Origin of the sequence: Acinetobacter amyesii (genome assembly GCF_002018365.1) — a bacterium.
Lineage (GTDB): Bacteria > Pseudomonadota > Gammaproteobacteria > Pseudomonadales > Moraxellaceae > Acinetobacter > Acinetobacter amyesii.
The window spans coordinates 523,037-536,215 of the sequence record NZ_MVKX01000001.1; the positions used below are offsets into that span (position 1 = coordinate 523,037).

The 13,179-nt window shown below is 40.1% G+C and carries 10 protein-coding genes; 4 read left to right on the forward strand and 6 right to left on the reverse strand.

Annotated elements, in window-relative coordinates; translation table 11 throughout:
• Window positions 1–14 precede the first annotated feature (14 nt).
• The 4 genes from B1202_RS02605 to hrpA all read right to left on the reverse strand — a co-directional run bounded on the left by B1202_RS02605 (window position 15) and on the right by hrpA (window position 8,090).
• A complete protein-coding gene (locus B1202_RS02605) occupies window positions 15–2,030 on the reverse strand; it encodes a hypothetical protein (protein ID WP_078189022.1) in 2,016 nt (671 codons plus the stop codon).
• 217 nt (window positions 2,031–2,247) lie between these two features.
• Window positions 2,248–3,012: a 1-acyl-sn-glycerol-3-phosphate acyltransferase gene (locus tag B1202_RS02610; protein ID WP_078189023.1), complete on the reverse strand. Its 765-nt coding sequence runs from the start codon at window positions 3,010–3,012 to the stop codon at window positions 2,248–2,250.
• 11 nt (window positions 3,013–3,023) lie between these two features.
• Window positions 3,024–4,139 carry a beta-ketoacyl-ACP synthase III gene (locus tag B1202_RS02615; protein ID WP_078189024.1) on the reverse strand — a complete coding sequence of 372 codons (1,116 nt, stop codon included), beginning with the start codon at window positions 4,137–4,139 and terminating at the stop codon, window positions 3,024–3,026.
• Between the two features lie 30 nt (window positions 4,140–4,169).
• Window positions 4,170–8,090 carry an ATP-dependent RNA helicase HrpA gene (hrpA, locus tag B1202_RS02620; protein ID WP_143221556.1) on the reverse strand — a complete coding sequence of 1,307 codons (3,921 nt, stop codon included), beginning with the start codon at window positions 8,088–8,090 and terminating at the stop codon, window positions 4,170–4,172.
• Between the two features lie 514 nt (window positions 8,091–8,604).
• Between hrpA and ahpC the strand changes: the two genes are divergently transcribed.
• The 3 genes from ahpC (at window position 8,605) to B1202_RS02635 (ending at window position 10,360) form a co-directional block, all read left to right on the forward strand.
• Window positions 8,605–9,168 carry an alkyl hydroperoxide reductase subunit C gene (gene ahpC / locus B1202_RS02625; protein ID WP_005097370.1) on the forward strand — a complete coding sequence of 188 codons (564 nt, stop codon included), beginning with the start codon at window positions 8,605–8,607 and terminating at the stop codon, window positions 9,166–9,168.
• A 290-nt stretch (window positions 9,169–9,458) separates the two neighbouring features.
• Window positions 9,459–9,935, forward strand: coding sequence for a hypothetical protein (locus B1202_RS02630; RefSeq protein WP_078189025.1), 477 nt, complete (start codon window positions 9,459–9,461; stop codon window positions 9,933–9,935).
• A 218-nt stretch (window positions 9,936–10,153) separates the two neighbouring features.
• Window positions 10,154–10,360, forward strand: coding sequence for a KTSC domain-containing protein (locus B1202_RS02635; RefSeq protein ID WP_078189026.1), 207 nt, complete (start codon window positions 10,154–10,156; stop codon window positions 10,358–10,360).
• 86 nt (window positions 10,361–10,446) lie between these two features.
• Here B1202_RS02635 and B1202_RS02640 read toward each other — a convergent pair whose 3' ends face one another.
• Window positions 10,447–11,040, reverse strand: a complete 594-nt coding sequence (locus B1202_RS02640) for an O-methyltransferase (protein WP_078189027.1) — start codon at window positions 11,038–11,040, stop codon at window positions 10,447–10,449.
• A 55-nt stretch (window positions 11,041–11,095) separates the two neighbouring features.
• A complete protein-coding gene (locus B1202_RS02645; RefSeq protein WP_078189028.1) occupies window positions 11,096–11,314 on the reverse strand; it encodes a DUF1653 domain-containing protein in 219 nt (72 codons plus the stop codon).
• A 283-nt stretch (window positions 11,315–11,597) separates the two neighbouring features.
• Between B1202_RS02645 and ahpF the strand changes: the two genes are divergently transcribed.
• Entirely contained in the window at window positions 11,598–13,163 is a 1,566-nt protein-coding gene (ahpF, locus tag B1202_RS02650) for an alkyl hydroperoxide reductase subunit F (protein ID WP_078189029.1), read from the forward strand.
• Window positions 13,164–13,179 lie beyond the last annotated feature (16 nt).

Below are 13,179 nucleotides of genomic sequence, written 5' to 3' on the forward strand. Positions count from 1 at the left end.
GTATTTCGCCAATCTTACTTTAAGCTATTGAACCCATTTAAAAATTCTTTGGCGATATTTACTTTTTCTATTTCTGCTTGGGTATTATTTGAATACTCGAGTTGATCAAAAACCAAAATCTGGTTTTGCACATGACAACCCAAAGTCATGGATACATGCAAAATGGGATGGTACATATGAAAAGCCACATACGCCCCTGCAATGATGCTGGCACTATAACTTGATGCTAAACAATGTCGAAAGTGAATAGATTCATCAATGATTCGATCAATGGTTTTTAATTCCTCAAAGACCCAATCTTGAAAATAGATCTTGTCGTCAGTTGTAAACGGCTGCCAGACCGTTGTCGCAAATTCACGCTTTAATTGAGTTAACACTTCCTGCTTTTGTTGCTTGGCATGCCAATGCACTGCCTGATGAAAGACCCCATTCCACGTGATATTTTTAGGCACTGTATGACCTGTAGAATAAGTCGCACTGACATAGTCACGCACGTAGGCATCAAATACAGATACTCTTAAATTGGCATGCTTTAAATAAAATAAATTTCGAAAATCCTGCAGTTGAATTTTATGTTGTCGTAAAACATTTAAAAACTGGCGATTTTCTTGGGTTTCTGGACGAATAAAATCCATCAAATCCTGTGGTAAATGCTGCGTACAACGCATTAAATGCTGCAGATAGGCCAGCATAATACGGCTCAAGGGTAGATAGACTTTTTTTATGGCCTGATCCTCTGTACCCAAAACCTGTCGCATTAAAATCAACCATTCATCTAAATACAAAATCGATGGGCTGATGACAACACGGTGATCATCATGTTGCTGATATTTTCGTTGTAAAACAAACTGTAGATTTTTTTCATGATTAAACCAATCATGTTCATACGCAATCGCATGGCAATTTTGAATAAATAAACGCGCAGCAACAAACTGAAAATGTTGTAAGGTCGCAAGAATCAATGCGGGATGAATATGCTGCGTATCGACAAAACTCAATGCCGTCACAGCCACTCGTACATTACTGTGTTGGAAATTACGACTCAGCCAATCCAACACTTCGACTGACTGCTTGAACATCCATCGCACTGCACGGTTGTTATCAAGTAAAGGGAGTTTTCCACATTTTTTTTGCCAAATTGCTGTGGTTTGCACAAAATTACTATGGCTTAATATGCCCTGCTCTGCCCAAACATCCCGATGCATCAAACGAATAAAACCTAGTAAATTGGGACGCTCATATGCATGGTCGAGCAACAATATAATATCTTCTATGTGTTCATTTAATTCTTGTAAATTGAACCGATCTTCATAGCTCAAACTCATAATCCTGTATATTGTCGGATCTAAAAATTGTGCTGTAGCAAAACAAATCTCATCCAAACTATCCATCAAGAGCTGTATCGGCAATATTTCAGCTTCTGTAAGTGAATGAAGCGCAAACATCTGCTCAATCTTTTGCATCAACCAATGTGGTAGACAGATTTGGCATTCGATATACGTTTGTAATAGCGGTGTCTGATAAATCTGCTGCTCTTGCATCAGCTGATCAAAAATTTGCGCTTCAACTGCTGTCATCTGTGCTAAAAACTGTCGAACACGCGCTGGTCCATTTAGATTTTGAAAAATCGACTGTAAGATCAAATGTCTAAATTGCTGTGCTTTTTCTCTGAGCAAGAGTGAATGTTGCGGCTTTAGGTCGCCAGTAAAAAAATACAATTCATGAAATAAGAAATCTTCTATTGCCTCAATACAAGGTACTGTCGAATGCAATTCAGTAATTTTGATAGGTCTAAACGGACTTCTTGGAAACTGGTAGCCAATTGATTCACGACTTTGTAGCTGTAAGGTCCATAGTCCATTACACAGTTGAATGCGGTGCTGCTCTTGCTCAATTTTAAAGATATTTTGTGAATTTAGAGCCGTAGCAAGATTCATTTGCTCTTGATACAACTTTTTTAAAATTGGTGATATTCGAATATGTTGCCGAGCAATATTCTCTAGCTGCGGGGTCAAGCTTTTCTGTTCCATCTTCCGCCCTAACGATCATTGATTACTTTTCAACCTTCACTATAGTCAAAGTTTAATGCTCCGACTACTGCCATTAATCGGCCAAATAGCTGTTAAAAAGGTCAATGCAAAGGCGTTAAATAAAAAAAATCTAAAAGCTATTGTTGTGACAAAATTCTCTACAATTTTGAGCTGTGACGGATAAAAAATGGATGAAGTTTAAGAGTAGTCACTATTATTAATCTGTAGAATGTTGTTCTGCACGGATTTTTTTAAGCTGTTCTATCGCAGTGTAAATATCTTGTTGTAGAGCCTCTCGATAACGCTTTAAATCCTCCACACTCTGAATATGACTCAAACTTTGACGGGGTAAAAATTGAAAATAGAACGGAATGCGCTTGGGGATAATACGTTTGGGTAAAGACGGAATCACATCACCATGACGTAATAATTTATCGAGTTTTTGTATTTTTAATAGTTGTTTGAACCAACGATGTTCAACGATCACACTGGCATCAAAACCCAGTTCAAAGACTTCATCTCCACCTAAAGCGGCAAAAGGCACGATGTCATAATTAAATTCTTGCGCCAGTTTTAAAAAGCCATAACGTTGCTTCCAGATCAGTTGATAGGCTTCCCCTTTTCGCTTCAATACCTCTCGACCGCCGCCGGGAAAAACTAAAATGGAATAGCCTTGTTGCATCACTGTTCTGACATAGTCCTGAATGCCTTGGACTGCACCGAACTTTTTGACCATGCCACGCCAACCGGGCAAATAAAAATGGCTATGATCAGCAATACTGACCACAGCCACTTTATGTTCATTGTAGAGATAATCAATAATCACCGGTGAATCGAGTACACCGTAAATTGTGTGATTCCCTACATACATTGCAGGTTTAGATGCATCGATGTATTCAGCACCCAAAAAGGTCGGTGTGAAATACATGCGGGATAAAGCGCTTAAACGCTTTATCCATTTTGCATCATGTTCAACCTGCAAATGTGCTGACCTTAGGCAGCATCATGTTTTTGAACAAGTACAGAACCTACTGAGTAGCCTGCACCAAATGAGCAAAGTACACCGTACTCGCCATGGTTTACTTCATTCGCAGTACGGTGCAATGCAATAATGACACCTGCTGATGAAGTATTGGCAAATTCATCAAGAATAATTGGCACAAGGTCTGGCTGAGCATGTTCTTTGCCCACAACCAGTTTCAGAATCAATTCATTCATGCTGGCATTTGCTTGGTGTAACCAAAAGCGTTTTACATCTGTTGCCGCAATTTTGTTGTCATCCAATTGCTTAGTGATCATTTTCGCCACTAATGGACATACTTCTTTAAATACTTTACGACCGTCTTGACGGAAACGGTTATTGTCGATGTCAGCATCGACTTCACTCATATTTAAGTAACCGAAGTTGTTACGAATGTTGTTTGAGAACTGTGTAAACAGGTCAATATCCAACACTTCAAAACCAGCTTTGGTTTCAGTTTCTTCAATGATCGAAGCCGTTGCAACGTCACCAAAGATGAAGTGGCAGTCACGCATACGGAAATCTGTATGACCAGATGTGATCTCAACGTTCACCAATAACACGCGACGAGCGCCTGATTTAATCGCGTCATAAGCTTGCTTGATACCAAAAGTTGCAGCTGAACATGCAACGTTCATGTCATAGGCATAGCCCTGAATACCCAATGCAGTTTGGATCTCAATCGCTACAGCAGGATAAGCACGTTGAATATTTGAACAAGACAAAATCACTACATCGATGTCTTCTGCAGTCACGCCTGCATTTTCCATCGCTTGTTTAGCCGCAGCAACACCCCATTCCGCTTGTAGCGAAATTTCATCATTTGGACGTTCATGTAACACTGGGCGTAAACGTTTTGGATCTAAAATACCGCTTTTTTCAGCAACATAACGTGCTTTCACGCCAGACGCTTTTTCGATAAATTCTGCACTTGAACCACGGCGCGCTTCTAGCTCACCGGCTTCAATTTTTTCAGCATTGTCGCTGTTGTACTGTTCCACATAAGCATTTAAAGCTTCAACTAACTCTTCGTTAGTAATTACGTCTTCTGGATGATAAAGACCTGTACCCGTAATGCGGATGCCCATGTAAAACTCCTTTTAGAAATTACCTATATCTTAACTGATTCCGAGCTTATCCCATACTTTTTGCAAGCGGGATGGAGAAATTGGCATCTTGGTCTTCATTGGTTGAGAGAAAATAGAGATGCGTAACTCCTCAACCATGAAATACAATTCTTTAAGGCGAGTGTCATTTTTAAACTTAAATAATTTTTCCATCCATGGGTCAACTTGATCAATGGCAGAATTGTCCCTTTGTAGGTTATTTGGCAAGCGGTCTAAACGCAAGACTAATGCCTTCAAATATCTTGGAAATTCGAGCCACACATCGGAAGTTTTGCCATAAACAAAATCTGAAAGTTGCATCAAATCGAGTTGATCTTCAATGTCATCAATGTTCTTTCCAAACACAGAATCATCTAAAACCAACAATTTCCGACGTATATCCTGCCATTGAATATAGGTTTCAGTTAAAACGGCTAATGCTTGTTGCCCATGGGTTAAGAAAGATTTCTTTACATTTAAAATCAGGTTTTGGTACTCCTGCACATTGACAGGTAGCTCATTTATTGCAAGCTGAAGTGTGGCATAAACTAACATTTGCTCTAGTTTTGCTTTGTCACCGAGTGGTGAATAAGCCAATGCCAAGGGCTTTGAAATCTGTTTTTTCAACTGACGAACTAAGTCCCCCAGCTGCATATGAACCAAACGAATGATCCCTTCGCGGTGTTGTTTGACTGCTTCAAATTGGTCATTGAAGGTCTGAATCACCACGCCAGATTCGTCTTTGGCATCCAACTCTGCAAAGCCTTTGACTGGAACAAGCGCTTGGTATTGTTTCACCACCACACCCGTGACTTTTTGTGATGCTTCGAACACAAAATTATCAGGGAAGGTTTTAAACTCACCTTTTAACTGTTTGACTGGGCTATGAGTTTCAGTACGACAGCGAGCTTTGAGTTCATCTAGGTCACGACCTTGCTCAATCACACGGCCTTTTTCATCAATGACTTTGATTAAAGGCAGCAGATATTGCTCAACACGTTCCCAAGAAAAGTCTTTGTCTGTGATTTGCTCACCACGCAGTTGGAACGCCAAAAAACTAAAAATATGCTCGCGCAAATGCACGGCATCGACACGATCCATTAATTTACGCGCCGTATCTGGGATTGGCACCAAGTGACGGCGTTTATCCTTAGGCAATGCTTTAAGCAAGGCTTCAATCAGGTCTTGTCGCCAACCAGGTATGCCCCATGACCAAATATTTTCATCCACTTGCGGCAAAGCTTGAACTGGAATTTTGACCGTTGCGCCATCTTCATCATGACTTGGGTCAAAACGATAACTTGCAGCCAAACGCAGTTCACCATTGCGTAGGTAGTCTGGAAATTGCTGGGTCGTTGGACGGTCATTCATCCAAAGTGCATGATCATCGATAAATAGATGCCGTGGATTTTGTGGTTCTACCGTTGCACGCCAGTCTTCAAAACTACGACGGCTTGCCACCTCTTCAGGCACTTTAGCAGCATAAAACTGGTAAATGGTTTCTTCATCCACCACCAAATCACGACGACGCAGTTTATCTTCAACGCGCTCAACTTCTTCGAGTTTTAATAAATTGTGTTTTAAGAACGGCGGCGTAATACCCAAATGCCCAGTCGTCAGCGCATCTCGTAGGAAAATTTCATGCGCCGCAGGATGATCCACTTTTTCATAATTTATTTGACGACGTGGCTCAATAATCAAACCAAACAAAGAAATTTGGTCATAGGCATTGACTACACCAGATTTTTTTGACCAATGAGGTTCAAAATAATGATGCTTCAATAAATCGCCTGCAGCCAATAGAATCCATTCAGGTTCAATTTTTGCCAACGTTCGAATATAAACCTGAGAGGTTTCAACCATCTCAAAAGCCATGACCCAAGGTGTATTGGTTTTATGCAAGGTTGATGCAGGGAAAATACGTGCCTTTTGCTGACGTACTGCCATGAACACATTACGTTCATCGGTTTTGTTGGCAATAAATGAAAGTAAACCCGTTAATAGCGCACGGTGCAGATTTTCATAATTGGCCTTCTTTTCATTAAAGGACAGTTTCAAGCCCTGAGCCAAATCCACTAATTGCTCATGGGTTTTTTTCCACTCACGGAGGCGTAACCAACTGAGGAAATGGTTGCGTGCAAAGGTTCGACGCTTATTTTCACTCATGTCACGGTTAGCAACCAAAGCTTCCCATAACTTGATATAAAACAAGAAATCTGAGTCCGCCTCACGGAACAAAGCATGTTTCTGATCGGCCTGCATTTGTTTATCCGCAGGACGTTCACGTGGGTCTTGTACCGCTAAAGCAGCGACAATAATCAAGACTTCATTTAATACGCCAAAATGCGCCCCACCCAAAATCATCCGTGCAAGACGCGGGTCGATTGGCATTTTCGCCATTTGCTGACCAATTTTGGTTAAAGCACCATTTTTATTATTCGCATGTTTTGTGCCTTGTTTTGCTTGACTATCCGAAGCAACTGGCGATGCATACGCCGATTTTTCTTTTAAAGCACCTAATTCAATTAACAGCTTACGACCATCATTCACCAAACGATGATCTGGCGGCTCAATAAAATCAAAGTCTTCTAATTCACCAAAGCCCAAACTTTGCATTTGCAAAATAACCGAGGCCAAGTTGGTTCGTTTAATCTCAGGCTCGGTAAATTCAGGACGACTCATAAAGTCTTCTTCTGAATATAGTCGAATACAGACACCCGGAGCGATACGACCACAACGACCTTTACGCTGATTTGCTGCCGCCTGCGATACAGCCTCAATCGGTAGACGCTGTACACGTGAACGATAGTTATAACGGGATATCCGAGCAAAGCCACTATCAATTACGTAGCGAATATTCGGTACAGTTAAAGCCGTTTCTGCCACGTTGGTGGCAATAATAATACGTCGCCCACCACCCGATGGATTAAAGATCTTTTGCTGTTCTGCCAAAGCCAATCGTGCATATAAAGGTAAAACTTCGGTATGTCTTGGCCCAAACTTTTGCAGTGTTTCTTGTAATTCTCTAATTTCTTGTTCGGTGCTGGCAAAAATCAAAATGTCCGCATGTTCAGGATGACCTTTTTCCTGCGCATCTTGAAAACATTCTTCTACGGCCGAAACCACGGCACGGGGTAAATTTTCTTCAAAATCGTCAAATTCATCGTCATCACTGCCGACAATGCTCAGCTCTGAAATCGGACGATAACGCAACTCTACAGGGAAGCTTCGACCTTCGACTTCAAAAATAGGTGCCCCATTAAAGTAATTCGAGAAGCGATTTACGTCTAATGTCGCGGAGGTAATGATAACTTTGAGATCTTTACGACGAGGCAAGAGCTGTTTGAGATAGCCCATGATGAAGTCAATATTCAGCGAACGTTCATGCGCTTCATCGATAATAATCGTGTCGTATTTATTTAAGAATCGGTCATTGGCCAGTTCAGCCAATAAAATACCGTCAGTCATCAAACGGACGATAGAATCTTGTGAACCTTGTTCATTGAAACGAACTTTAAAGGAGATCGACTCCCCCAGCTTTTCGCCCACTTCTTCGGCAATACGTTGCGAAACGCTACGTGCAGCCAGTCGACGGGGTTGAGTATGACCAATCAAACCCGTTAAACCACGACCTGCAAGCATGGCAATTTGCGGTAACTGCGTGGTTTTACCCGAACCGGTTTCACCTGCCACAATAATCACTTGATGCTTTTGAATCGCGTCAATCAGTTTGTCTGCATACTGGGTAACAGGTAAGTCTTGATTTAATTTAATATTTGGGATGCGGGCAATCCGTTCGCGCACTTTCGCATTCGACTTTTCAAACAATTCTTCATGCTGCTTTTCGTTGGCGTCTTTTCCCTTACGCAATCGATTTAAACGGTGAACATCACGAGCCATCACCATCTGATCTACATTTAAATCTTTCGCCACCAAGAATACGCCTTACAACTACATGAAACCCGATATTCTACTCGGTTTCATCGCATTTCCCAATGCAACAATTAAAAACCCGAAGTGAATTTATCTGGCGCGACTAGCGTGGTGCGAATTAGAACTCAAATCTGAAAATAGGATGAATTCACCATATCCCCCTTCATCCGCCTAATTGAACGAACAAAACTGCTTCGCAGATGTACAAATCGGCATGCCTAAAGATGGATTGAATCAACAATAGAAAAATTTAAATCACTTTTTTTAAATTTCACCCTTGAATTTTAAGGGGTGTGACTTCATGTCTGTGTAGGACGTTTAGGGTAGTTCCTGTCATTTAATCCTCACACAACTGCGGTTAAATGAGATGAAATACTGGTCTATTGGGAAATGAGTAAATCACTATTAATTCGGATTTTCCGATATTAGTTATGTAAAAATACTATTTCAGCAATAAGAAAAATTTCTGTACCCTATTGGAAATCAAAAACAAACCTCAATCATGGAGACAATGATGAGCTTAATTAATACTGAAGTTAAACCGTTTAAAGCTACTGCATTCCAAAATGGTCAATTCATCGAAGTAACTGAAGCTGATCTTAAAGGTAAATGGTCTGTTGTATTCTTCTACCCAGCTGACTTCACTTTCGTTTGCCCAACTGAACTTGGTGACCTTGCTGACAACTATGCAGAATTCCAAAAACTAGGTGTTGAAATCTACTCAGTTTCTACTGACACTCATTTCACTCACAAAGCTTGGCACGATTCTTCAGAAGAAATCAAAAAAATCCAATACGTAATGGTTGGTGATGCGAACTGGACTCTTGCTAAAAACTTTGACGTATTAATCGAAGCTGACGGTCTTGCTGATCGTGGTACTTTCGTTATCGATCCTGAAGGTAAAATCCAAATTGTTGAAATCAACGCTGGTGGTATCGGTCGTGATGCTCAAGAACTTCTTCGTAAAGTTAAAGCAGCTCAATACGTACACGCTCACCCAGGCGAAGTTTGCCCAGCTAAATGGAAAGAAGGCGACGCAACTCTTGCTCCTTCAATCGACCTAGTTGGTAAAATCTAATCTGTATTAGATTGAACTGATTCAAAAACCACGCTTTTAGCGTGGTTTTTTGTGTCTATTATTGGCGAGTATGTACCTCTATACACCCTACACAGTTCACACTTTATTCATACAACTTTAACGTTCTAGCACTTTCCACATATCTGTAGATATTCATCAAGTTAGAGCTTACACAAATATAATAAAAATGCGCCTCAAACCTGATTGTCTAGACTTACATCTTTGTCGGTATTTCAGTATTTTTAACATGAATTTTAGGTCAATTGCTTATTTCAGGAAGATGTAAGCCCATGAAAAAATATTTCGTTTCGATCAGTTTAATTTTATGTTCGTTTACGACATTTGCTGCCGTGAACTGCGAAGGTGAAATTAAAAACCAAAGTATTCGTGAAGATATAAAAGTCAAAAAAAATTGTCAGCTTGAAGGTTTAATTGTTCATGGCAATGTTATTTTAGAAAATGGTGCCAGTGTTGAACTGCATGACAACCACATCAAAGGCAATATTGAATCGAATAAAAATTTTACCAAGATCATTGCCAATCATAACAATATCAGTGGCAATGTCGATTTTACGACAGGGAAAAACATCCAACTCCTCAATAACCAAATTTCAGGCGACCTCAAATTAAAGAAAAATAATGGCAATATTGTTCTAAATAATAATGAAATCTCAGGTAATTTGATTTGTCTTGAAAATGCGTTCTCAATTAATGGTAGCAACAACCAAGTCAAAGGCAATAAATCAGAACAATGCCGTAGTTTTTAACTCCCCCGACACCAACAAGCGAGAATGACGCTTATGGCATTTCTCTGAACTGGCATTATTTTTATCAAATTAGTTGATAAAGAAATGAAAAAAATGTGAGATAAAACATTATTTTTTAACAATTCTGCAATACTCCACGCCCTGAATTTGTCTTAATTTCAAATGAGATAAACCTTTAACTGCAGTATGACTATAACAACGCAATAAGGGGGTGGCTTATGACAACAACTGTTGTAACTTCTTGGAAATACAGTTCTTCTTCACGTTACTTAAAAATATTTTATGCGAATGGTTCTGGGGATCTCTTTTATCCAGTTTCACCTTTTATTTATGATAATTTACTTCGATGTAGTGATAAAACGGCATTTGTCCACAAATATTTAGAATATGATCTACATTTTTCACGAGTAAGCTTACAGGGTTAAACCGCTACAAACTCAGTGCTATAGCAACAGTATTTTATTAATTTAAAAATATTTTTTGATCAAATCAGGGCTATATGCCCTGATTTTTAGTTGCGCCAAGTCACCATAAAAAGCCCTGCACCCACATTTAAGGTCGTACAGATAAAACGATCATCCGCTTCAACACGTTGGATAAATTCAGCGACCTCATTGGCATGTGACAGCACATTGTCCACGATTAACACGCCACTTTGAGCTTGTATCAATTCAGCTAAATATGGCCAATACGCGATATACGCATCACGTTCTGCATCCAATAAAATGAAGTCATAACGCTGATTTAACTGCTGTAAAAAATGCAGTGCATCGCCATGATGAAATTCAATGTATTTGGCTAAGCTTAAATTTTCCGCATGTTGTTTGGCTTGTTCGATACGCGCTGCATCAATTTCAATGGTTTCGACACGCCCTTGTGTAGACAGTGCCGCATCAGCTAACCACAGCGTGGAATAGCCTGTAGATGTTCCAATTTCCAAGATCTGTTTGGCTTGTTTTAAGCGAATTTGCATAGCCAAAAACAGTGCAGACTCAGGCTCAATATTTCGGTAACGCGCAAGTCGGTGATTTTGTGCAGCATCGTGAGCGCTAAAGTCTGCATAGAGTTGTTGCATATAGTTTTTAAAATTTGCATCCATGCTCATGATTTTATCCTTGCTATTTCATTCATATTTATAAATTGAAGTACTAAATATCTGCTCAGTGGGTTTCTTGGATCAGTTTAAAACGTGGAATCACTTCACCATCAATTTCAACAGTTTCCATAAACATCTCTAATGGTCTGACCCACATGGAATAGTCGTCATATAAGCACTGGTAGACCACAACTTTTTCACGCGTTTCACTATGTGTTGCAACATGAAAAACTTGATACAACTGACCTTTATAATGCTGATAAATCCCTTGCTTGACCTGCATGCCATTTCCCTAAAGAGTTCTCAATACGATAGCGTTGACTCTAGCATTCTCTCGCTTAAAGTGCGATGAATTCGTTTATTTTTCCACTATTTAACTTGCATTTCTCGGTAATGGCCCAATATTGACTGCATTCACATCGGTATATTCTTATGATTTAGAAAGAAATTTAATCATTTGATTTATAAAACCGATTAATTTTATAAAAACAAACCGTTTCATCTATTTAATGGTTTGTTCTATCATTCTCTCATCAAATAAATTTACTCCTCTGGAGACGTTAGCAATGTTAGATCAAAATACTTCTGCTCAATTAAAAACCTTACTTGAACGCCTTGAAGGCCCGATTGAAATCGTCGCGACTTTAAACGGCACTGACAAATCAGACAAAATTAAAGAATTGGTAACTGAAGTTGCTGCTTTATCTGATTTAGTGACTGCACGTTTTGACGGTAACAACAGCCGTGCGCCAAGCTTTGGTATTGCAAAAGCAGGTGAAACACCACGTGTATTCTTCGCAGGTCTACCAATGGGCCACGAGTTCACGTCTTTGATCTTGGCATTGTTACAAACCTCTGGTTATGCACCGAAAGTTTCTGACGAAGTACTGAATACCATTAAAGGTCTAGGTCTTAAAACTGACTTTGATGTGTTCGTATCACTCAGCTGCCATAACTGTCCTGACGTGGTTCAAGCTTTGAACCTGATTGCGATCTATAACCCTGGTACAACTGCAACCATGATTGATGGTGCATTCTTCCAAGACGAAGTGGAAGAACGCAAAATCATGGCTGTACCGATGGTCTTCCAAGACGGCAACCATATCGGTCAAGGTCGTATGACCTTGGAAGAAATCATTGCCAAATTAGACACTAACTCTGCAGCAAAAGATGCTGAAAAGCTAAATGCCAAAGAAGCATTTGATGTCCTTGTGATTGGTGGCGGCCCTGCGGGTAATACTTCTGCAATCTATGCAGCACGTAAAGGTATTAAAACCGGTATCGTGGCTGAACGCATGGGCGGTCAGGTGATGGATACCATGGACATTGAAAACTTCACGTCGATTCAAAAGACTCAAGGTCCTAAGTTTGCTGCTGAAATGGAAGCACATGTACGTGAGTACGGTGTGGACATCATGAACTTGCAACGTGTATCTGACATTAAAGGTGCAGATCAAACAGCCAATGGTCTAGTTGAAGTAACTTTAGAGAATGGTGCAAAACTTGAATCTAAAACAGTGATTCTTTCAACAGGTGCACGCTGGAGAGAAATGAACGTTCCGGGTGAACAAGAATACCGTACTCGTGGTGTCGCATACTGCCCACACTGTGACGGTCCATTGTTTAAAGGTAAACGTGTTGCGGTGATCGGTGGTGGTAACTCAGGTGTCGAAGCAGCGATTGACCTTGCTGGTATTGTGGAACATGTAACGCTTGTTGAGTTTGATACTAAGCTTCGTGCTGACCAAGTCCTTCAAGATAAGTTAAACAGCTTACCGAATACCACGGTGATCATGAATGCATTGTCTACAGAAGTGGTCGGTGATGGTTCTCAAGTGACTGCATTGAACTACAAAGACCGTGCAACAGATGAAATCAAAACAATTGAATTGGCAGGTATCTTCGTACAAATTGGTTTGTTACCAAACACTGATTTCTTAAAAGAAACAGCTGTAGAACTTTCAAACCGTGGTGAGATCGTAATTAACGAGCGCAATGAAACCAATGTAAAAGGTGTATTTGCTGCTGGTGACTGTACAACAGTGCCATACAAACAAATCATCATTGCGACAGGTGAAGGCGCGAAAGCATCATTATCTGCTTTTGATTACATCATCCGCTCTGGTCAATAATTCAATTTAGACAGAA

Bases quoted from the DNA above. Each gene is read 5' to 3' on its own strand.
- B1202_RS02635 (WP_078189026.1), top strand. From the start codon at position 10,154: ATGACAACAACTGTTGTAACTTCTTGGAAATACAGTTCTTCTTCACGT.
- B1202_RS02630 (WP_078189025.1), top strand. From the start codon at position 9,459: ATGAAAAAATATTTCGTTTCGATCAGTTTAATTTTATGTTCGTTTACG.
- B1202_RS02645 (WP_078189028.1), bottom strand. From the start codon at position 11,314: ATGCAGGTCAAGCAAGGGATTTATCAGCATTATAAAGGTCAGTTGTAT.
- B1202_RS02605 (WP_078189022.1), bottom strand. From the start codon at position 2,030: ATGGAACAGAAAAGCTTGACCCCGCAGCTAGAGAATATTGCTCGGCAA.
- B1202_RS02615 (WP_078189024.1), bottom strand. From the start codon at position 4,139: ATGGGCATCCGCATTACGGGTACAGGTCTTTATCATCCAGAAGACGTA.
- B1202_RS02640 (WP_078189027.1), bottom strand. From the start codon at position 11,040: ATGAGCATGGATGCAAATTTTAAAAACTATATGCAACAACTCTATGCA.
- ahpF (WP_078189029.1), top strand. From the start codon at position 11,598: ATGTTAGATCAAAATACTTCTGCTCAATTAAAAACCTTACTTGAACGC.
- ahpC (WP_005097370.1), top strand. From the start codon at position 8,605: ATGAGCTTAATTAATACTGAAGTTAAACCGTTTAAAGCTACTGCATTC.